This window comes from Isosphaeraceae bacterium EP7, assembly GCA_038400315.1.
Taxonomy (GTDB): domain Bacteria; phylum Planctomycetota; class Planctomycetia; order Isosphaerales; family Isosphaeraceae; genus EP7.
On the sequence record CP151667.1, the window covers coordinates 4710407 to 4732682 of the forward strand.

15 protein-coding genes are annotated in these 22276 nt (G+C 65.6%); 11 read left to right on the forward strand and 4 right to left on the reverse strand.

Features of this window, described 5'->3' with window-relative positions:
- Positions 1 to 6 precede the first annotated feature (6 nt).
- Entirely contained in the window at positions 7 to 1596 is a 1590-nt protein-coding gene (locus EP7_RS18240; RefSeq protein ID WP_463523275.1) for a thioredoxin domain-containing protein, read from the reverse strand.
- 717 nt (positions 1597 to 2313) lie between these two features.
- Here EP7_RS18240 and EP7_RS18245 point away from each other — a divergent pair.
- The 3 genes from EP7_RS18245 to EP7_RS18255 all read left to right on the forward strand — a co-directional run bounded on the left by EP7_RS18245 (position 2314) and on the right by EP7_RS18255 (position 7612).
- Positions 2314 to 2931 (forward strand): TetR/AcrR family transcriptional regulator, encoded by a 618-nt coding sequence (locus tag EP7_RS18245; RefSeq protein WP_463523277.1) that lies wholly within the window; start codon positions 2314 to 2316, stop codon positions 2929 to 2931.
- Between the two features lie 99 nt (positions 2932 to 3030).
- A complete protein-coding gene (locus EP7_RS18250; RefSeq protein ID WP_463523279.1) occupies positions 3031 to 6273 on the forward strand; it encodes an efflux RND transporter permease subunit in 3243 nt (1080 codons plus the stop codon).
- Positions 6274 to 6358: 85 nt separating this feature from the next.
- Positions 6359 to 7612, forward strand: coding sequence for an efflux RND transporter periplasmic adaptor subunit (locus EP7_RS18255; protein WP_463523281.1), 1254 nt, complete (start codon positions 6359 to 6361; stop codon positions 7610 to 7612).
- An 87-nt stretch (positions 7613 to 7699) separates the two neighbouring features.
- Here the strand turns inward: EP7_RS18255 and EP7_RS18260 are convergent, their stop codons facing one another.
- The 3 genes from EP7_RS18260 to EP7_RS18270 form a co-directional block, all read right to left on the reverse strand.
- Positions 7700 to 8527, reverse strand: coding sequence for a ThuA domain-containing protein (locus EP7_RS18260; protein ID WP_463523283.1), 828 nt, complete (start codon positions 8525 to 8527; stop codon positions 7700 to 7702).
- Positions 8528 to 8654: 127 nt separating this feature from the next.
- Positions 8655 to 9941 carry a Gfo/Idh/MocA family protein gene (locus tag EP7_RS18265; RefSeq protein ID WP_463523285.1) on the reverse strand — a complete coding sequence of 429 codons (1287 nt, stop codon included), beginning with the start codon at positions 9939 to 9941 and terminating at the stop codon, positions 8655 to 8657.
- Between the two features lie 103 nt (positions 9942 to 10044).
- On the reverse strand, positions 10045 to 11079 hold the full coding sequence (locus EP7_RS18270; protein ID WP_463523287.1) for a formylglycine-generating enzyme family protein: 1035 nt from the start codon (positions 11077 to 11079) through the stop codon (positions 10045 to 10047).
- Positions 11080 to 11147: 68 nt separating this feature from the next.
- Between EP7_RS18270 and EP7_RS18275 the strand changes: the two genes are divergently transcribed.
- From EP7_RS18275 to EP7_RS18310, 8 genes are all read left to right on the forward strand, one after another.
- The gene (locus tag EP7_RS18275) at positions 11148 to 12245 is read left to right on the forward strand and encodes an FAD:protein FMN transferase (RefSeq protein ID WP_463523289.1); all 1098 of its coding nucleotides are present in this window, start codon (positions 11148 to 11150) and stop codon (positions 12243 to 12245) included.
- A gap of 105 nt (positions 12246 to 12350) precedes the next feature.
- Positions 12351 to 13352 carry a S1C family serine protease gene (locus EP7_RS18280; protein WP_463523291.1) on the forward strand — a complete coding sequence of 334 codons (1002 nt, stop codon included), beginning with the start codon at positions 12351 to 12353 and terminating at the stop codon, positions 13350 to 13352.
- Positions 13353 to 13578: 226 nt separating this feature from the next.
- Complete coding sequence (locus EP7_RS18285; RefSeq protein ID WP_463523293.1) at positions 13579 to 15360, forward strand: hypothetical protein; 1782 nt, start codon at positions 13579 to 13581, stop codon at positions 15358 to 15360.
- A gap of 282 nt (positions 15361 to 15642) precedes the next feature.
- Positions 15643 to 17889 (forward strand): peptidylprolyl isomerase, encoded by a 2247-nt coding sequence (locus EP7_RS18290; RefSeq protein WP_463523295.1) that lies wholly within the window; start codon positions 15643 to 15645, stop codon positions 17887 to 17889.
- 185 nt (positions 17890 to 18074) lie between these two features.
- On the forward strand, positions 18075 to 19184 hold the full coding sequence (menC, locus tag EP7_RS18295) for an o-succinylbenzoate synthase (protein WP_463523297.1): 1110 nt from the start codon (positions 18075 to 18077) through the stop codon (positions 19182 to 19184).
- 58 nt (positions 19185 to 19242) lie between these two features.
- Entirely contained in the window at positions 19243 to 20388 is a 1146-nt protein-coding gene (locus EP7_RS18300; RefSeq protein WP_463523299.1) for a M20 family metallopeptidase, read from the forward strand.
- 39 nt (positions 20389 to 20427) lie between these two features.
- On the forward strand, positions 20428 to 21294 hold the full coding sequence (locus EP7_RS18305) for a hypothetical protein (protein WP_463523301.1): 867 nt from the start codon (positions 20428 to 20430) through the stop codon (positions 21292 to 21294).
- A 117-nt stretch (positions 21295 to 21411) separates the two neighbouring features.
- Positions 21412 to 22269 carry a sugar phosphate isomerase/epimerase family protein gene (locus tag EP7_RS18310; protein ID WP_463523303.1) on the forward strand — a complete coding sequence of 286 codons (858 nt, stop codon included), beginning with the start codon at positions 21412 to 21414 and terminating at the stop codon, positions 22267 to 22269.
- Positions 22270 to 22276: the final 7 nt, after the last annotated feature.

Genomic DNA, 22276 nt, shown 5'->3' on the forward strand with positions numbered 1-22276 from the left:
GTCGAATCAAGGTGCCTCGACGAGCGCTCGCTGCGGATTGCGGAACTGGCCGGCCTTCCAGCCCGAGACGCGTGAGTCCGCGGGACGGGAATCGGGCTCGGGGATGTCTTCCGCGTTGAGCTCCAGATCCGCGTCTGAGGGGTCGGAAGTCGGGGCCGTGTCGGCCGGGGTTTGCTCGCGAACGAGCCCGACCTGGACGCTGCGATTGCCCTCGTTCGACTCGTCGGACGTTGTGGGTTGCAGCCGGGCGACCCGCCGGTCACCCCTCGGTGAGTCGGTCTTCCAGCCGATGGCGCCCGGGTCTCGGATGCCGAGCAGGTCCGGGGGAGGAACGGTGATGTCGCCGGCCTCGGGAGACTGGGCCCTGGCATGTGCGATAAGGCGATTCTGGTCCTTGACCGCGCGGGGCTTGGCCTGGGCCAGCATCTCGCCGTTGTTCTTGCCTGGAGGGGCATAGAGGGCCATCAGATTGTTGCGATCGAGCATGGCGTAGATCGACCGCGGGGTGGCATACAGGCCGTGGTCGTCTTGCGGCGAGGCAAAGTCGCAGACGCCGGCGACGAAGCCGTCATGAGTGAACAGGCCGCCGCCGGACCGGCCCTGCTTGGGGGCGGTGGTGCACTCGATGGCCTCGTACTGCTGATGGCCGGGGACGTTCATCATCGAGGCCTTGACGATGACGGTATCCCAGGCGGTTGCGTCCTGGCCCTCGGGGCAGCCGACCGCGATCATCCCCATGTCCTTCTTGGGCTTCCAGAACGCGGGAACGACCCGGGCGGCGGGAATACGCTTGCCGGGGCGGATGCGGAGCAGGCCGACGTCCTTGACAAAGTCATAGTCCATCGCCTGGCCCTTGTAGGTCTCACGGGCATAGTGGACCTGCGCGGGTTGCTGGCCGCTGAGCTTGCCGTCGAAGAGGTCAACCTGGATGGGGCTGGGGAACTTCGACGGGTGGGCCTGGCGTGGCCCGTCGAGCTTGAAGATGTGGGCGCAGGTGAGGATGATGGCCTGCTCGGGATCGCTGTAGATCACCGTGCCGGAGCCGAAACCGGTCATGTTGCCGGGGCCCTGCACCTTGATCCGGACGACCGTCTGCCAGGGCTTGGGGTTGATGGGAGCAGCGGGCTCCACAGCGACGTCGAGGTCGGCGGGCTCCGACGAGCCGTCGTCCTCGGGCGTGGGGACCGAGTTGTCGGCGGCCTGGATCTCGGCCGGGACGACCTCTTCGGCGGCCTCAGGCGGCGCCGCGGCGATTTCGGCGTATTCGTCGGCCGCCTTGTTGCGTGCGGCGAGGTAGAACCTGGCGAGCTGCCCGGCCGGGCGCGGACCGACTGTCTTGGCGAGCACCTTGCCCGAGCCGTCGACCACGACGAATGCGGGGATGCTCGTAATCTGATATTTCTTGGCCAGCTCGGGCGAGCGGTCCACGTCGATCGACTTGATCGGATATTTGTGCTCGATGAGCCGGCGGACTGCCGGCCTCATCTCCTGGCACGGGCCGCACCAGGAGGCGTGGAAGTCGAGCAGGATTGGCGTGTCGGCGCGTTCGGCCCCGGCGGAGACGACGGCGGCGAGGAGCAAGGTTGTGACGATCATGCCGCAAGGACTCCTTTCCCACGGGACGACCGGGCACCATCGACCGTCGTGAACGGGCGGGCTGGACTCCTGCGATCCGCGAGGGCCGAGGTGTGGTCGGCGCCTGCGTCTCGTCGGGTCTCGCCCCTCGGGTCGAGGGCGTACCGGGTTCGGGCCGCGCTACGCGAGGGGGCCACCAAACGCAACATGCCAGGACCCGTGAGGGGTCGGCAGCCGCGATGGCACACGCCCGGTTGCCCGGGCGGGTTCGCCTTGTGAAGAGGAGGAGTATTCGAGGGGTGTTGCGCCGGCCGGGGAGATTCCCCGGCCCTTCGTCGGGCGAGCTTCGCGTCGAGGGCCCCGCGCCCGACCGTCATGGCCGAACGCGTCCCACCAGCAATGCCCGAGGGCATGGCCGGCGAGACCGCGGCGTCGACATCCCTTTCGTTGTGACGGTCCGAACATCCTGTCGGACCGGGTCGGGCAACGTTGGGCGTCGCGTTCACCGCGGATGGCCCCTTTTACTCGGAGTGTGGCTTGTGTACCAGATCACTTATCGACCAGCCGGGAGTTCAACTTGAACGTCGATTGCGAGAGTTCCCATTTCCTCGGGAAAACTGACATAAATTCCAAATTGGTAGGAACTTAAGTGGGAATTAATGCTGGGAATTCAGGGATTCTAGACCGATCGGTCTAGCCCGAGCTTGCCTTCTTGACCGACCGGTCTAGGATCAACTCATGGAGACGAAAGCCGACCGCAAATCGAATTTGAGACCGGCGACCTATGAGGCGTTGCTCGATGCCGGGACCGAGCTGATCCTGGAGAAGGGCTACAACCACTGCGGCCTCGACGAGATCTTGAAGCGTGCGGGGGCTCAGAAGGGGTCGTTCTATCACTTCTTCGCGAGCAAGGAAGATTTCGGGCTGCGGGTGATTGACCGGTACTCGAAGATCCGGCTCGCCAGCATGGACGAATACTTGATTGACCCCTCGCGGGCGCCGCTGGCGCGACTCAGGCGTTGGTATGAGAGCACGTGTCTCAGGAAGCTCGATCAGGAGTGCCGCATCGGCTGCCTCTTCGGGAGCCTGAGTCAGGAGCTTTCCAACCAGAGCGAGGCGATCCGCCAGAGCCTGGATCAGTGTCTTTCCCAGGTCCGCAAGCGTCTGACCGCCTGCCTCGTGGAAGCCCAATCCGCGGGCGACCTGCGTGCCGACCTCGACGCGGCGCAGCTGGCGGAATACTGCCTCAATGGCTGGGAAGGGGCACTCCTTCGCATGAAGGTGGTCCGATCCGTCGAGCCGCTGGAAATTTTCGTCCGCGTCACCTTCGACCTGGTCCTCAGGCCCTGCTCGTAACCCAACCGTCTGACCCGCCCCGTACCCCGCCCCCAATCATTTCCGCCGGCGTGGGCTCTCCCCTCGCGGCCGGGAATTCGCCGGACACCGGAGCCATCCATGTGGATCGTCGAGCTGGCCTTGCGTCGGCCTTATACGTTCGTGGTCATGTCCTTGATGATTGTGGTGCTCGCCGGGGTGACGATCCTGCGGATGCCCGTCGACATCTTCCCGGAGATCGACATCCCCGTCGTGGCGGTCGTCTGGAGCTATCCGGGGGTCTCGCCCGACGAGATGGAGAAGAGGATCGTCACCGTCTGCGAGCGGGCGATGACGACGACCGTCAATGACATTGAGCACATCGAGTCGCAATCGCTCAGTGGCGTGAGCGTCGTGAAGGTCTTCTTCCAGCCGGGGGCGAAGGTCGAGGCGGGGGTGGCGCAGATCAACGCCATCAACGCGACCATCCTCCGAGTGATGCCGCCGGGGATCACGCCTCCGCTGATCATCAGATACAGCGCGACCAATGTGCCGATCGTTCAGATCGGCGTCGGCAGCGACTCGATGTCGGAGCAACAGCTCTACGATTACGGGCAGAACTTCATCCGGACGCAGCTCGCCACGGTGCAGGGGGCCCAGGTGCCGCTGCCGCTGGGGGGCAAGCCGCGGCAGATCATGGTCGACCTCGATCCGCAGGCGCTCTACTCGCACAAAGTCTCCCCGGCGGACGTCAGCGCGGCGATCAACGCCCAGAACCTTATTCTGCCGGCGGGCTCGGCCAAGATCGGCCCCCGAGACTATCAGGTCCAGCTCAATAGCAGCCCCGAGGTGATCGACGCCCTGAACGACCTGCCGATCAAGATGGTCAACGGCGCGGTGGTCACCATCCGGGACGTAGCCCACGTCCGCGACGGCTACGGCGTGCAGACGAATATCGTCAACACCAATGGCAAGCGGGGCAGCCTGCTCACCGTGCTGAAGGCAGGCGGGGCTTCGACCCTGGATGTTGTTCGCAGGGTGCGCGAGACCCTCCCGCGGATCATGGCGAATCTGCCCGACGAACTCAAGACGACGCTCCTGTTCGACCAGTCCCGATTTGTCGCCGCGTCGATCGAGGGGGTGCTGCACGAAGCCCTCATCGCGGCGGGACTGACGGCCCTGATGATCCTGCTCTTCCTGGGGAGCTGGCGCAGCACCGTGATCGTGGCGGTCTCGATCCCGCTGTCCATCCTCGTTTCGATCCTGATCCTCAGCATGCTGGGGCAGACCCTCAATACGATGACGCTTGGCGGGATGGCCCTGGCGGTCGGGATCTTGGTGGATGACGCCACCGTCGAAATCGAGAACATCCACCGGAATCTGGGGATGGGAAAGCCCTTGAAGCAGGCGATCCTGGATGGTGCGCAACAAATCGCCACGCCAGCATTCGTCTCGACGCTGGCCATCTGCATCGTCTTCCTGCCGGTCGGCTTCCTCACGGGTGCGGCCAAGTCGCTCTTCGCCCCGCTGGCCATGGCGGTGGTGTTCGCGATGCTGGCGTCGTACTTCCTCTCGCGGACCATCATCCCGACCATGACGCACTATCTGCTCGCCAAGGAGGTCGACCTCTACCGCGAGCACGCCGAGGGGGGGCACGAGCCCGCCCGCGACGAATTCGGCGTCCCGAAGCCCGCGGCCCCCAAGGGGGACATCTTCTGGCGGGTGCACCGGGCCTTCAATCGTCAGTTCGAGAAGTTCCAGTGTGTCTATCTGTCGCTGCTGGGGTGGGCGTTGCGGCACCGGGCCGCGGTGGTCTGCTTGTTCTTCGCCTTCGTGGGCGGGACGATGACGCTGACCGGTTACCTTGGGCAGGACTTCTTCCCCGAGGTGGACGCCGGCCAGTTTCGACTCCATGTGAGGGCCCCGGCCGGGACCCGTGTGGAGGAGGCCGAGCGACTCTTTTCGCGGGTCGAGGCCGAGATCCGCAAGGTCGTCCCGGCGGACGAGATCGACCTGATCCTGGATAATATCGGGCTCCCTTCCAACGGAATCAGCCTGGCATTCGGCGACAGCAGCACGATCAGCAACTCCGACGGCGAGATCCTCGTCGCATTGCACGAGCATCACTCGCCGACGGCCGCATACGTGGCGCGACTGCGGAAGGAACTGCCCAGGAAGTTTCCCGAGGCGGTCTTCTTCTTCCAGCCGGCGGACATCGTCGGGCAGATCCTCAACTTCGGACTCGCGGCCCCCATCGACGTGCAGGTGATGGGCAACAGACGCGACGAGAACTACGCGCTGGCCCGCAAAATCGAGGCGGCGATGCAGAAGATCCCCGGTGCCGTGGACGTCCACCTGCATCAGGTGACCGATGCACCTTCCCTGAAGTTGGAGGTCGACCGGGCCCGGGCCGAGCAGATCGGCCTGACTCAGCGGGACGTGGCCAGCAGCATGCTCGTCTCGCTCAGCTCGAGCGGCCAGAATGCCCCGAATTACTGGCTCAACCCCAAGAACGGCGTGAATTACATCGTCGCCGTGCAGACGCCGCAGTACAGGATCGACTCGGTGGAGGCGCTCATGAACACGCCGATCATCGCCCCCGGGGCCACGGAAGGGAGGCCACAGCTCCTGGGAAACTTGACCAAGCTGGAGCGGGGGACGACGGCCTCGGTGGTCAGCCACTACAACGTCCAGCCCGTCTTCGACGTCTTGGCGGCGGTGCAGGGACGCGACCTGGGTGGGGTCGCGGCCGACTTGAACACGATCCTCGACGAGATCGGCGGCAAGCCCGACGCGAGCGGTTTGAGGCCCAAGTTGCCCAAGGGGACCACGATCAGCGTGCGGGGCCAGGTCGAGAGCATGACCTCGTCCTTTAAGGGATTGGCCGCCGGACTCGTCTTCGCGGTCCTGCTGGTCTATTTCCTGATGGTCGTGAATTTCCAGTCGTGGCTCGACCCATTCATCATCCTCTGCGCGTTGCCCGGGGCGATGGCGGGGATCATCTGGATGCTCTTCGCCACGCAGACGACCTTGAGCGTCCCGTCGCTCATGGGCGCGATCATGTGCATCGGCGTGGCCACGGCCAACTCAATTTTGATGGTGACGTTCGCCAACGAGCGTCGGGCCGAGGGGGATGATGCGATCACGGCGGCTCTTGCGGCCGGGCACACAAGGCTGAGGCCAGTGTTGATGACCGCCGCGGCGATGATCATCGGGATGCTACCGATGTCCCTCGGCCTGGGCGAAGGCGGAGAGCAGAACGCTCCCCTGGGCCTGGCCGTCATCGGCGGCCTGACGGTCGCCACGGCCGCGACCCTGCTCTTTGTGCCGGTGGTTTACAGCCTGCTCCGGACCAAGGCGCCGACGATCCTGCTCGAAAACTGAGGCAGAACGAACCATCCACCCATCGGGATTCCTAGTAATGACAACGGCAGTGCAAGAGCCGAAGACTCATGCGACGAGACAGATCATGCCGCCCCCTTCGAGGGGCTGGCGGGGCCTGCTCCAATTCCTGTTCGTCCTGATCGCGATCGGGGCCGCGATCGGCGGGTTGCTGGCGGCGGGGATCTTCCCCAGGATCCGGCAGGAGGCAGAGCTTCACGCCGGATCGGTCGAGGTCGCGACCTCATTGCCGCGAGTTCGCGCCGTCCAGCCGAAACGCGTCACCGGAACGTCCGAGATGATCCTGCCGGGCGATGTGACCGCCTTCAGCGAGACGAGCCTGTTCGCCAGGACCAACGGCTACCTGAGACGCTACCTCGTCGACATCGGCGACAATGTGAAGGCCGGCCAATTGCTCGCCGAGATCGAAACTCCCGAGCTCGACCAGGAGTTGCTGGTGGCCAAGGCGACCGTCGACCAGTTCGACGCGGAGCGACTGCTGGCCTCGGCGAAGGAAGACCTCGCCCGCGTCTCCCGGAATCGCAACCTGAGCCTGTTCAATCGCAACGCCGCGACCCGCCAAGAGGTCGACGATGGCGACGCCGCGCTCAAGGTCGCCGAGGCCGCTGTGAAGGCCGCCGACGCCGCGGCCGACGCGAAGCGAGCTGCCGTCAACCGATTGGAAAGCCTCCAATCCTTCCAGAAGATCCTCGCCCCATTCGACGGAGTGGTCACGGCAAGGAACGTGAATCAGGGCGACCTGATCGACCAGAACGGTGCGACGGGAGGGCGTGAGCTGTTCAAGCTGGTCAACGTCGACACCTTACGCATCTTCGTCTATGTGCCGCAGCTCGAAGCCCCCGAGATCCACAACGGCCAGGAAGCCCAGCTCCTGGTCCGCGAGTTTCCCGATCGAGCCTTCGTGGGCAAGGTGGTCCGGACCGCCGGAGCCATCGACCCTGCATCTCGCACATTGCTGACCGAGGTGCAGATCGATAACGGCAACAAGCTTCTCTACGCGGGGATGTACGTCAAGGTCCGGTTCCAGCTCAAGCGTGCCAGGCAACCCCTGACCGTGCCGGCGACCGTGCTGAGCGTCAACGCGGACGGGACACGCGTCGCGTCGGTCGGCAATGACGGAGAGATCCATTACTTGAAGATTGAACTCGGGCGTGACATGGGGCAGGACGTTGAAGTCCTCTCGGGCCTTGTCGGCGACGAGTCTTTGATCCTCAACCCGATCGAGTCTCTGAGCGAAGGCCGGAAGGTCGAGATCATCGCGGCCGTTTCCGCGACCGCCGAGCCCTCGCCCGCGAAGCCAGCCGCACCCAAGGTTCACTGAGCCCATCAACGCGAGACGCCCGCTCGTCCCCGAGAGATTGATCCTCGGGGATGAGCGGGCGTCTGCGGCGTCTCGGGCTCGATCGGTTTACTTGCGGGCGGGCTTGGGGTCGAGGTTCTTCGCGAGGTCTTCCTTGGAGACTTCGGTCTCGACGCCGCCGGCCGGGATGTCGACCTTGGCCGTCCAGAGGATGCCGTTGAGGACGAGCTTGCGGAAGTCGGCGTTGCCCCAGTTGGTGTGATTATGGCCACCGGTGAAGCCGAAGGCGCGGCCCCCGTTTTCACGCTCGACGGCCCAGCCGAGGGTTTCGTTGTTCGACGAGCCCTTGGGCAGGATGCCGGTCAGGACCGGGGTGACTCGCTTGTCGTTGTCCCGGAAGCGGATCTTGTAATACCACTCGTCGTTGGCCTGGAACGGCTTAACGCCGCTGCTGATCGGATGGCTAGCGGCCGGGGTGACTGTGATGTCGTTGTGAGGGTTGGTCGAGTAGCCGGTCTCGTAGTAGCCGCCGAGCCAGTCGAGAATGGGTGTGGCGTGCTCCTTGGGGAACTCGACGGCGTAGTGCAGGCAGACGAGGCCGACACCCTTGTCGATCTGCTTGCGCAGAACTTCGAGGTGGTTCGACTGGATGACCGGGTGGCCGCCGCCTCCGTCCATGAAGAAGACGATCGATTTGGCCCCGTCGAAGACCGACTCATCGGCCGGCCATCCCCCCTTGACGACGACGGGATCGACGCCGTGCACCTGCTTCAGGCACTTCTCCAGCAAGAGGATGCCGGCGTTGAACTCATGCTCGCCTGGCCCGTGGCTGGGCTTGCCGGCGACGAGGACGATCTTGGCGTCGGCGGCGAAGGCAGGCGCGGACGCCGCCAGCGTGCCAAAGGCGAGCGCGAACAGTCCGAGCGTCTTTTTCATCGATGCGGGCCTCGCGTGGGGTTGAGTGAATCCGAGTCGTCGATGGATGCAGGGCCCGTAGACGCGAAGGGCCCGCCCCGCGCCCTTGTGTGGGCGAGGCGGGCCCCGGCGTCGGGCATGGCTTCGTTCAGATGAGCTCGGTGATGCCCGGCATGGCCACGGGCGGGACTTCCAGCGGTCCGAAAGCGAGATCCTTGGGCTTCAGGTCGAGCTTCGACTCGAGCGCCTGCTCCCAGGTCACGGCCTTGCCGGTGTAGGCCGACATCCGCGACATGATCGCGGTGAGCGTGCTCTCGGCGACCGTCTTCAGCTCATTGAGCGGCTTGCCCGAGCGGATGCTCTCGATCAGGTCGATGTGCTCCTGCTCGTACGGGTTCCGCTCCTTGTCGCGCCAGCGGAACTTGGTGCCGCCGGTCATCTTGTACTGGCCGGGCTGGAGGTTGTAAGACCCCTTGGTGCCGACGACCGCCTCGGAGACGTTGTTCTCGCACCCCTCAATCTGGCGGGCGAAGCTGAGGACGTGGACGTCGTTGGCATATTCCAGGTCGGTGGCAAAGTGGTCGAAGATGTGGCCGTAAGCCGGGTCGGTGCGGACCTGACGCCCGCCCAGCGAGACCGCACGCAGGGGGTGCGAGCCGATCGCCCAGTTCAGGACGTCCAGGTTGTGGACGTGCTGCTCGACGATGTGATCGCCCGAGAGCCAGGTGAAGTAGAGCCAGTTGCGCATCTGCCACTCGACGTCGGTCCAGCTCGCCTGGCGGGGCTTGTTCCAGAGCGGTCCCTGGTTCCAGTAGCAGCGACCCGAGACGACATCGCCAATCTCACCCTCGTGGATCCGCTTCATCGCCTCGATGTAGCCAGCCTGGTGGCGGCGCTGGGTGCCGGCGACGACGGCCAGGTTCTTCTTTTTGGCCTCTTCGGCGACCTTGAGCACCTTGCGGATGCCGGTGCCGTCGACTGCGACCGGCTTCTCGGTGAAGACGTGCTTGCCGGCGTTGATGGCGGATTCGAGGTGATCGGGGCGGAAGCCCGGGGGGGTGGCCAGGATGACCAGGTCGACGTCGGACTCGAGGACATGCTTGTAGGCATCGAGGCCGACGAACCGGCGATCGGCGGGGACGGCGACGCGGTCGCCGAGATTGGACAGGCTCTCGTGCGCCGAAGCGAGGTTGTCGGCGAAGGCGTCGCCCATGGCGACGAGCCGGACGTTGCTCGACGCGTTGACGCACTGTTCGGCTGCGCCTCGGCCGCGGCCGCCGCAGCCGATGAGGCCCACCTTGATGACGTCGCTGCCGGCGGCGTAGGCCGTGGGCAGCGAGCCGGCCAACGCGCCGAAGGCGGCGACGCCGCCGGTGGTCGCGAGGAACGAGCGTCGGGACGAGTCGTTCGTGACCTGTCGCTTCGGATCGGTCATGGCATGGGTCTCCGGGAGAGAGTCGGGGCGCGTGCCGACGCGCCCCGGTCGCGGACTTTCGAGGTTGAGTCAGGAGGCCTCGTCAGCCGTGCGGGAATGGAGCTTACTTGCTGCCCTTGCCCTTGACGACCAGCGACTTCACCCCGCGGAGATTTTCCTGCTCGTCCAGCGGCCGGACGAGGCGGAAGCCGCAGAATGTGGCGTCGGTGTGCCACCAGATGCTCTGGGGTCGCTGGGGGTCCTGCACGCTCCACTCGAGGTCTGAGCCCCGGCGGGCGGCCGAGCGGAGGCGGTCGGAATCATCGTCCCACGACCCGCCGCGGGCGACGTAGGAATATTCCTTGGGCGTGGGGAAATTCACGGGGCCTGGCGCGGTCGCCGCGGCCGTCCCGTAGAACTTGGGGTCGTAATGGTCGATGCACCACTCCGCGACATTCCCGTGCATGTCGTGCAGGCCCCAGGGGTTGGGCTTCTTCTTGCCGACCTGCTGCGGCTTCTCGGTGTTCTCGACGAACCAGGCGTACTCGTCGATGTCGGCGGGGTCGTCGCCGAAGGAATAGGCCGTCTTGGTGCCGGCGCGACAAGCATATTCCCACTCGGCTTCGGTGGGCAGGCGATAGGTCTTGCCCGTCTTGGCCGAGAGCCATCGGGTGTATTCCATCGCGGCGTGGTGGGTCATACAGATGACCGGCTGATTCCTGCGTCCGTAGCCGAAGGTCATGTCGGCGTAGGGCGGGGTCGGCCGGGTGACGGCGTCGCCGGCCTTCTCGGAGTCAACCTGAGCCTTCAGGTCGATCTTCTCGCGCGACTTCCGCTTGAGGTCCATTGCGGCGGCGAACTCGTCGAATTCGTCCCAGGTGACCTCGACCCTGCCCATCCAGAACGGGGCGATCTTGACGTCGTGGACAGGCCCTTCGTCGTCGGATCGCTTGGCCTCGGTGTCGGGGCTGCCCATCGAGTACGTTCCCCCCGGGATGGGGAGCATCTGGAAGGAGAGGGCCGTGCCGGGGATGGTCTCGGTGTAGGGTTTCTGATCGCCCGCAGGTGGGGCGGCTTCCTGGGCGCCGGCGACGGACGCGACGCCGATCGCGGACGAGGCGAAGACCGCGAACAGACGACGCAGCGGGATGGGGGACACCTGTGGTAAGCTCCGGATTCTGGGACGCGAACGAGACGCATGGCCTCGATTTGGGAGAATCAACGCCGATGATCGGGCGGAATCGAGCCGCGTATGCGGCGGCAATCGCGGCGGGTTTGCTGCTGCTGGGCTGGGCTGCGTCTACGGCCATCGCCCGCGGAGGGCTTATCCGTTTCGAGTTCGTCGAGACGCACATGGGAAGCCCGTTCCACCTCGTTTTATACACCGAAGACGAGGCATCCGCCAGAAGCAGCTCGGCGAAGGCGTTTGCCCGGATCGCCGAGCTGGACCTGGCCCTCTCCGACTACAACCCCGAGAGCGAGCTGATGCGGCTCTGCGGCCGGGCCGGAGGCGGCCCCGTGTCCGTCTCCGCCGACCTGTTCGACGTGCTTCGGCGATCCCTGGTGTTCGCGGAGTGTTCCGATGGCGCCTTCGACCCGACGGTTGCTCCCGTCGTCCGGCTCTGGAGGCGTGCACGCCGCGAACGCAAGATGCCCGATCCGGCCAGGTTGGCCGAAGCTCGCGCCCTGGTGGGCTGGCGGGACGTCGTGCTCGACGCCAAGGCACGCACCGTGACCCTGCGCAAGCCGGGGATGAAGCTCGACTTGGGGGGCATCGCCAAGGGCCTCGCCTCGCAGGCGGCCGTCGATGTCCTGCGTCGCGAAGGGGTTCCGATCGCGCTGTGCGCGGGCTCGGGCGACATCGTCGTGGGCGACGCCCCGCCGGGCAAGGCGGGCTGGGACATCGGGCTCTCGCCGCTGGAGGGGGATCCCACGCACCCGAGCCATCGGGTTGTACTGAAAAATGCGGCCGTCTCATCGTCGGGAGACGCCGAGCAGTTTGTCGTGATCGACGGGCGGCGCTACTCTCACATCGTCGACCCGAGGACCGGGCTGGGGGTCGTCGACCGCTGCGGAGTGACGGTCGTCGCGGGCGATGGGGCCACGGCCGACGGGCTCGACACGGCGATCTTCGTGATGGGCCCCGAACGCGGGCTCGCCCTGGCCGAGGAAATGACCGGGGCGGGTGCCCTGGTCGTTCGTGCGACGCCGGACGGGCGGAAAATCTGGCAATCGTCCCGATTCGACGCCCTGGCGCCTCCGTCTTCCGACCGGGAGAAGCGGCCTTCGGATGCAAATCGGGCGGGACCTCAGGATTTACGTTGAAGAGGATGTTGTCTCAACCCGCCATATCACCTTAGAATCGGCGATTCCGGGGGGAGGCTCCGGGTTCCCCGATTCCGCCCCGGCCACGGAAAGGATGTCGCACAGATGCGTTGGGTGATCTCGGTGACAGCCGCGGCCATGGGGATGCTCGCCTGTTGGTGCCCCGCCGCGCACGCGGATGAGGCCGACGTGATCGAGCTGAAGGACGGTCATCAGATCGTCGGCGACGTGGTGTCCGAAAAGTCGGGCACGATCTATATCGACATCGGCTTCGACGTCGTCCGGATACCTCGCGAGAGCATTGTCTCCCGTCGAAAGGCCGACGAGAAGCCGACGACGATTCAGGCTACCGCCCGCGAAGCCCAGGATGAGACCGACTCAACCGGGTTCTTCTCGACGGGCAAGCCCAAGCCGGCCAATGTCAAGGACCTGGTCCATACCTTCGGCGAGGCGGTCATCTCGATCGAGACCCCGTCGGGCAAAGGTTCGGGCTTCATTCTCAATCGCGACGGCTACGCGGTGACCAATGCCCATGTCATCGAAGGGGAAACCCGGGTTTCGGTGGTCCTGTACCAGAACGTCCCCGGCGGCCTGGCCCGGCGGCGGATCGAGAACGTCGAGATTGCCGCGATCAACCCCTTCGTCGACCTGGCGCTCCTAAAGCTCCCGCCGCAGAAAGACTTGAAACTTGGCCACGTCGTGCTAGGTAACCTCGATGATCTGAACGCGGGCGACGGCGTCTTCGCCGTGGGCAATCCGCTCGGGCTGGAACGCAGCGTCTCTCAGGGGATCCTCAGCACCCGCAATCGCAACTTCGAAGGCAAGATCTACCTCCAGACCGACGCCGCGATCAACCCGGGCAACTCCGGCGGTCCGCTGTTCAATCTCAAGGGGGAGGTCGTCGGCGTGACCAACATGAAGGCCACGCAGGGCGACAATCTCGGCTTCGCGATCCCGATCAGCTACGTGAAAGACTTCCTGCGCAACCGTGAAGCGTTCTCCTACGACAAAGACAATCCCAACACGGGCTATCGCTATCTGGATCCCCCGCGTCGGATGCGCCGGGGGATGCCGGATTCGTCCGAAGAGAAGCCCAAGGCGGGATGACCCGCCCAGGGTCACTGACCGACGATCCGCGACGAGATTTGCCCGAGGGTGCGGCCCCGGTGTGGTTCGCTCGGAGCGGCCCACCGAACAGGACCGGCCCGAATTTTCTCGCGGTAGCCCCGCTGGCCATCGCGCCTGCGGCGGCCGAGGTGAGCGTTCAGGCAGGGACGGCCCCGGCCCGAGATCGACCTTGATCCGGCTTTGAGACCTCAGGAGTTCCAGGACCATGGGTATTTCGACGCGGGCCGCGGCCCGCATGTTCCGTCCCTTCGTGCTGGGCGTCTCGGCCCTGGCCCTGGCCGTCACCCCGGCCTTCTCCGCCGGGCCGATCGACAAAGCCTTGCCGGATTCGACGATCCTCTTCGTCCGGGTCACCAACGCGGCCGCATTTCGCGAGTCCCTCCGTCAGAGCTCGACCGGCCAGTTGATCGCCGACCCGGCCATGAAGCCGCTGGTCGACGATTTTCTCGGCAAGCTGGAAGGGCAGAGCAGCGAGCTCAAGGCCAAGCTGGGCGTCAGCATCAGCGAGCTGCTGGAACTGCCGCAGGGCCCGATCAACGTGTCCCTGATCGCACGTCCCGACGCCAAGGTGCCGGTCGCCTTGCTGATCGCGGCCGATGCCGGCAAGAACAAGGAGACGGTGCAGGGGGTCCTCACCAAGGCCACCGCCCAGGCCGAGGAGAAGGGCGCAAAGGTCGCCACCGAAGAGTTCAAGGGTGTGACCATTAACCTGGTCAAGCCCCCCAGGAAAGATGACAACGCCCCCGACGTCACGTTCGCCTGGGCCAACACCGGCACCACCTTCAACATCACCAGCGATGTCGACGCCCTGAAGGAATTCCTCACCAACGCCGAGGGACGCGAGGACTCACTGTTCTCCAACGAGTCGTACCAGGCCGTCCTGAAGCGGGTCGGTGCCGAGTCCCAGGTCCTCTGGTTCCTCGACGCCAACAAGGCGCTGCAGCTCGCGCTGGCCGCTGCGGCCAAGGGCGACGGCGGGGCCAATGTCCAGCAGGTCGAGGCCGTCCTCCAGCTGCTCGGGCTCAAGGGCCTGAAGGCCATCGGCGGCGGCACGACGTACGGCGTCGGCGGATACGACACCCTCACCAAGACTTACTTCTACACCCCGGGCCCCGCCCAGGGAGTGCTCAAGGTCTTCAACACGCCGAAAGCCGACCTTCGTCCCCAGGCATGGGTGCCCGCCACGGTGGCCACCTACCAGAGCCTGAGCTGGGACCTTGACGCCGCCTGGTCGGCGGTCAACGAGCTGGCCAATACCTTCCAGCCGGGAATCCTGCAGGTCGTCCAGCAGCAGCTCGTCGGTCCCGACGGGCAGACCCTCGACTTCCAGAAGGACCTCTTCGGCCCCATCGGCGACCGCATCACGGCGATCTCGGACTTCAAGAAGCCGACCGGCGGCGAAGACACCCAGCGCAGCCTCTTCGCCGTTGCCCTGGAAGACACCAAGGCCTTCGAGGCGACTCTAGGCAAGATCATCGCGATCACCAATGCCCAGCCCAAGAAGCGTGAGTTCCAGGGCACGACGATTTACGACTTCACCCTCCCCGAGATGCCCAACGCCGCGAACAACCCCTTCAAGGGCCCGCTCAGCGTTGCGATCGCCAAGGACAACGCCTACATCGCCACCGACCCCAGCTTGCTCGAACAGGTCCTGCGCGGCGGCCCTGGACTAGCCGACACGGCCGAATTCCAGGCGGTTGCCAAGTCCATCCCCGAGCAGACGACCACGCTGACTTACACCAAGCCTGAAGAGGCCGCGCGGCAGTCGTACGAGATGATCAAGAGCGGTCAGCTCGAGAAAGCCTTCGGCGGCGCGGCCGCTGCGGGCGGCCCCGACCTGAAGGAGCTCGGCAAGCTGATCGATAAAGAGAAGCTGCCCGACTTCTCCGTCTTCGCCAAGTACCTCTCCCAGGGGGGCGGCTTCGGTACCTCCGACGAGGATGGCGCCTTGTTCACCACCTTCATCCTGCGCAAAACGAACCCCTGATCCGAGGCTGGTCGGGGGGGACGCGATCCGTTCCTTCTCGTGCCGCCGGCGATCGACCTGCAACGCCGCCGAACCCTCGAGGTTCGGCGGCGTTGCGTCATTTCCATCGGCCACGGTCGGGGCCGATTGCCGGCCCCCTCCAAATCGGCGTCTCCTGCGCCGTGCGCACCCTCCGCTCAAGCCGTCTAATCGTTCCGCCGATAACGGTGGAGGATCACTCGTCCGACCGGTCGCCATCGCGGCCGGCTTGGCCGGAGTACGGACCTGTTGGGGAGGTGTCGGATGTGGGACCGCACGGAGGCGGGGCCGATCCGCCGATCGGATCGTGTACGTAGGGCTGGTTCGGGCCGCGGGCGGATTGCTCCACGGGTCGAGGCCCTGGAAGGCCGCGCCTTGCTGGCCGCCGCCGTCGCCCCGATCGCCACCGTCCTGTCCGGCGCCGGGGTAGGCTATCAGCTCCCCCTTGATGGCTCCGGGTCTGTGAACGCCCAAACATTCTCGGTGACCTCGTCGAATCCCGACGTGAAGGCGACTGTCGCCCAGGGACAGTTCATGACCATCAACGTCACCCACGCCTCCAGTGGCGCGGGCGACCCGGCATTCTCTGGAACCCTGGTCTACCAGCTCTTCCAGGACCTGACCCCGGACACCGTCTTCAAGATCAGCGGGCTGGTCAACGACGGGTTCTACACCGGCAAGAACTTCCATAGGATCGCCAACGGATTCCCCACCGCGACGACTTACATCGTCCAGGGGGGATCGGTCAACGGCGACGGGACCGGTAACGTCAACAAGCCTGGCTTCCCGTTCCCGGACGAGTTCAACGCCCAGCTCGTCTTCAACGGGACCGAGCAGTTGGCGATGGCCAACTCGGGCAACGATACGAATAGCTCGCAGTTCTTCACCACGACCGGCTCTCCCAGGGCCCTCGACTTCGATTACACGATCTTCGGCCAGCTTGTCTCCGGCGGCGACGTTGTCACGAAGATGACCCAGGTCGCCCTGAAAGCCGACGCCAGCGGCAACGTGACGACGCCGGTCTCGCCGATCCTGATCGAGTCGGCGAATATGTCCAACGCCAACCCCAACGGGGTGATTCACATCGACACGACCGGGGCGGAGGCCGGGGAAGACTCGAGCGTCACGGTCACGGCGACTGACCCGACGACGGGCACCACCGCCACGCAGACGTTCTCCGTCGATGTCGTTCCCAATGAAACGGCGAATGGCGAGCGGCCATTCCTCAACCCCCTACCTGTCCTCCCCGCGCTGGGAGCCGGACAGGCCGCCATATTCCAGGCGACTGCCACGGACGTTAACCCGGGCACCCAGTTGACCTATGTGGTCAACGGGGGATTGTCCGCCGACGGTGCCACCTTCACGCCCCTGACCAACGCCACGGGGACGGTGGACTCCAGCGGCCTGGTTACCATCACCCCGTCCAGCTCGACCTTCACCGGCACGATCACGGTGCTCGTCGGCGTGCGTGATCAGACGAATCGAGTCGTCTCCGGGACGCTCGAATCTCCGGGCAATTACGACACTCAGACGTTCACGCTCACCTATCAGAGCGGTGCCTTCGTCAATCTGGCCCCCGTCGCCAGCACGATCGCCCAGACCGTGCCATCCAGCCAGTCCACGGACATCGCCCTGACTGGCCTCACCGCCAATCCGCAATCGACCACCCAGACGATCAGTGGCTTCACCCTCGTCTCGCAGCCAACCCACGGCACGCTGACCAACTTCAACCCGATCACCGGCGCGGCGACCTACACGCCGAACGCCAACTTCTCCGGCATCGACACGTTCCAGTACACGGTCACGGACAGCGGTGCACCGACTCCCAACCTCACGAGCGCGCCGACGAAGGTGACGCTGACCGTGACGAGCGGGGCGGTTCGTCAGATTGACGATATCCTGTTCGTCACAGCACCGTCGGGCGGGCCCAAGCAGAAGAACACCATCCTGATCAATCAGGTCAACGGTGTAATCCTGACGAGCATCAATGGCGTCATCGACTCGACCCGCCCAACGGTGAGCGGCCTCAGCCGAATCGTCATCTACGGGGCGAAAGCGAGCGACTCAATCAACGTCAGCGACGTGGTCGATGTGCCGACGACGATCGACGGCGGCAGGGGGGGGATCAATAACCTGAAGGCGGGAGCGGCCTCGTCGCGGCTTCACGGTTGGTTCGGCCGGAATGTCCTTCAGGGGGGCGAGTCGGACGACGCCCTGATTGGCGCCACGGGGCGGGTCAAGTTCATCCGCAGCGGCGGGAACGACTCCCTCTTCACCGGCGGGCCCAGCACAATCCCGTCCCTGTACGGCAGTCGCGGGACCAACCGTCACAGGACGCCACCCAAGCGGACCGCCTTCACGAAGTCTCTGGCCCCGACCGGAACGTTCTACAAGTTCGTGGGCACGGGCAACCAGGTCGTGGCGATTCCGACGCCCAAGTCCGTTCCCTTCAAGGCTCGCGGCAGCGCCGGCGGTCACCATAAGGCGACCGAGTCAGGGACGCTCCCCTGATCCTCAGGTCTGCCGATCGTCGCAACGGACAACGATCGCCCCCGGCACCGGCCTTGCCCCTCGATCGGGGCAAGGTCGAGGTTCGGGGGTGATGCCGTGTTGTCACCCCGGCCGATGATCTGCCATAGTGGAAACGCCCCGGGCCGATTTCGCCCGTGCACAGTCCCGGCCGGAAATCGCCCGTCATGCGCATCGAGCGGATCGAGCTCAGGATCGTCAGCCTCCCTCTGGTTCGACCTTTTCGCACCAGTTCCAGCGTCAAGAACCACATCCAGCACATCCTGATCCGGGTCGAGGATGGCGGGGGCCGCTCGGGCTGGGGCGAGTGCGCCAGCCCTGCCGATCCCTATTATTGCCCCGAGACGACCGGGACCTGCTGGCACATCCTCAACGACTTCCTCGCCCCCGCGGTCCTCGGGCGCGACTGCTCGACCGTCGAGGATCTGGTCGATGCTTATCGATTGGTGAAGGGGAACAACTTCGCCAAGTCGGGCCTGGAGATGGCCTGCTGGGACCTTCTCTCACGATCCGAGGGCAAGCCGCTCCATGAAATGCTGGGCGGCACTCGAACTCTGATCGAGTCGGGAGTGAGCCTGGGCATCGAGCCGGACGTTGATGCCTTGCTCGCTCTGGTCGGGAAATACGTCGACGAGGGCTATCGCCGGGTGAAGCTCAAGATCGGGCCCGGACACGACGTCGAGGTCCTTCGCCGAGTCCGTGCTCAATTTCCCGATCTGCCGCTCCAGGTCGACGCCAATTCGGCCTACACGCTCGACGATCTCGACCTGCTCAGGCGTCTCGACGAGTTTGGCCTCCTGCTCATCGAGCAGCCGCTGGATCATGACGACATCATCGACCATGCCAGGCTGCAACGGGCGATCGAGACACCTGTTTGCCTGGACGAGAGCATCCACTCGGCCGAGGACGCCCGTAAGGCGATCGAGATCGGTGCCTGCCGGATCATCAACATCAAGGTGAGCCGGGTCGGCGGCCTGGCCGAGGCGAAGCGGGTGCACGATGTCTGCCAGGCGCATGACGTGCCGGTCTGGTGCGGCGGGATGCACGAGTTCGGCGTCGGCCGAGGCGCCAACATCGCCATCGCGTCGTTGCCCGGTTTCACTCTGCCGGGCGACGTCTCGGGCTCGGACAAGTATTATCGAGAGGATGTGGTCGTGCCCGCCATTCGCGCCGAGGATGGCTGCATCGCCGTGCCCGATCGGCCTGGACTGGGCTTCGAGCCGATCCTCGAACGGATCGAGGCGCTAACTTCACGCTCCGTCCTCTTGACGGTCTGATGCATAACGATCCGGTGATTTTGCAGAGCGGGAAACGGAACGCGAAGGGGCGACGTTGATGAATTTGGGGCAGATTCTGCTGGGTGCCCTCCGCGAACAGCGCGGGGCGATGCTCGTCGAGTTGGCGGCCCTGGTCGGTCATGAATCACCCAGCCGTGACAAGCACGCGCTCGATGGCCTTGCTGACTCGATCGCCGGTCGCTTCGGGACTCTCGGCGGACAGATCATCCGCCACGTCAATCCGGCCGGCGGCGACCATATCGAGGCCCGATTCGAGGGAGCCGACCCACGGCTGGCCCCAAGCCTGGTGCTCGCCCATTTTGACACCGTCTGGCCGACGGGCACGCTTGCCCGGATGCCCTTCCGGGTCGAAGATGGCAAGGCCTACGGGCCAGGCACCTACGACATGAAGGCGAGTCTGGTCCTCCTCGAATTCGCCCTTAAAACCCTTCGAGACCTGGGCCGAGCACCGGCCCGTCCCGTCGTGGCCCTGCTCACCTCCGACGAGGAGATCGGCAGCGCATCCTCACGCCCTCTGATCGAGGAGCGTGCCCGGTCGGCGGCGCATGTGCTCGTGCTGGAGCCCCCCCTGGCCGACGGTCGTCTGAAGACCGGGCGCAAGGGGGTTGGAAAGTTCGTGGTCACCATCAGGGGGCTCGCCGCACATGCCGGCGTCGAGCCCGAGAAGGGGATCAACGCAATCCAGGAACTCGCCCATCAGGTGCTACTCCTGCACGGCCTGGCCGACCTGGAACGAGGGACGACGGTCAACGTCGGCGTGGTCGCGGGTGGGACCGTCTCCAACGTGGTGCCGGCCGAGGCGACCGCGAGGGTGGACGTCCGCGTCAAGACGCTCGACGAAGCCGACCGCATCGTTCGCGCCTTCGGGTCGCTCGAGCCCTTGGTCCAAGGGATCCGCCTGAGCGTCGACGGCGAGTTCGACCGACCGCCCATGGAGCGTACCCAGCGCAGCCACGAGCTGTTCGAGCGGGTGCGCGAGATCGGCCGGACGGTGGGCCTGGAACTGGGCGAGGGCTCGACCGGCGGTGCCAGCGATGCCAACTTCACCGCGGCAATCGGTGTTCCCACGCTCGATGGGCTGGGCGCCCAGGGGGCCGGTGCACATGCTGATTATGAGCACGTCCTGATTGATGCCCTGCCCGAGCGGGCCGCGCTTCTGGCCGCGGTGTTGGCCTCGATCTAATTTCGGCCCGATCAGGATCCATCCGGAACGACGCCACGCATGAGCGACGAAATCGTCATCCGACGCGCCGAGACTCCCGCCGATTACCGGGCCTGCCAGGAGGCTCAGCGCCTGGCCTGGGGCATCACCGAGGACGGCTACCTCGTCCCCGTCGCCACGCTCGTCGGTGCGCAGCACCACGGCGGCCTTGTCCTGGGTGCGTTCCTGCCCGATGGCCGGGCCGCCGCACTCTCGTTCGCCTTCCTCGGACGCATCGATGGCCGGTTCTGCCTATATTCGCAGCTGACCGGCGTGATCCCCGAGTACCAGGGTCGTGGGCTCGGGCTCGACCTGAAACTCGCCCAGCGGGCGTATGCGCAGGGGCAGGGGATCGGACTCCTCGCCTGGTCGTTCGACCCGATGCAGGCGGGAAACGCCAACTTCAACCTCGGCAAGCTGGGCGCCACCGTGGGCAGGCATGTCGCCGATATGTACGGCCCGAGGACCGATGCCCTCAACGCGGGGATCCCCACCGATCGACTCATTGCGGAGTGGTCCACCCAGGGGATCTTTAAGCCCGGGCCCGTGGATCGGCCGCTTCCCGATGCCCCCCGGCGCATCAAGGTTTTCGTGGGCGAAGACGGCCTGCTCCGCCCCGATGGCCTGGAGCCGACGACCTCCGCGAACATGCTCATCGAGATTCCCGAGGAGATCGGGGTTCTGCGGCGCGACCATCCCGAGCTGGCCTCGGAGTGGCAGCTCGCGGTCCGCGAGGCGTTCAGCCGGGCTTTTGCCGACTCCTACCGAGCGGTCGGCTTCGGCCGGACGACCGAGGACGGTCGTCGACGAAACTTCTATCTCCTGACCCGGCCTGAGCCATCGAAGGTCGACCGTGCGCCGGGATCCCACAACTCCGGCGAGGACTGATCGGGGCAAGATCGGCGGGCTTGCCCCTCGTGGTGGGGGCGTCGGCGGGCTATCATCGACGCCGCGCCGGCCCGTCCGTGCGGGCCGCTCGACATACACCCATTCTCAGGTGGCGCCGTGAGCACCCCTTCCACTCAGAAGCTTCCCCCGCTGGCCCTCGGCGTTTGCAGCTGGAGCTTGCAGGTCAAGAACATCCCCGAGCTGAAGCGGCTGCTGGACGGCCTCGGCGTCTCGGTCGCCCAGCTCGCCTGCGGCGACCCGCATCACGCGAGCTGGGACGAAGGTGATGACCTCGCCCAGGCCGCCCTCGCCTCGGGCCTGACCTTCACAGGTGCCATGCTCGGCTTCCCCGGAGAGGATTACACCACCCCGCAGACGATCAAGGAGACGGGCGGATTCGGCAACCCGGCCGATCGCCCCGAGCGGCTCAACCGGCTTGCCTGGGCGCTGGACCGGACCCGGGCCCTGGGCCTGACCGACCTGATGCTGCACGCCGGCTTCATCCCCGAGCCCGGCTCGCCCGACCGCGTCGGGATGCTGGAAACCTTGGCCAAGGCCGGGCAGATGGCGGCCGAGAAGGGGGTGACCCTGGCCTTCGAGACCGGGCAGGAAACAGCCCAGCTCTTGCGCCAGACCCTCGACGATCTCAGGTCGCCCAATATCAAGGTGAACTTCGATCCCGCGAACATGCTGCTCTACGATATGGGTGATCCGCACAAGGCCGTCGAGCTGCTCGGCCCCGACATCCGTTCGGTGCACGTCAAGGATGCGATCCGCCCGTCAGTCCCCGGCCAGTGGGGCCAGGAGGTCCCTCTGGGACAGGGAGAGGTCGACATCCGCAAGTTCGTCAAGACGCTGAAGAAGGTCGGCTACACCGGCGCACTCGTCGTCGAGCGAGAAGTCGGCGACCAGGCAGGACGTCTCAAGGACGTCGCCGATGGGCTAGCCTTCTTGCGTGAGTGCCTGGCCGACTGAGAGGACT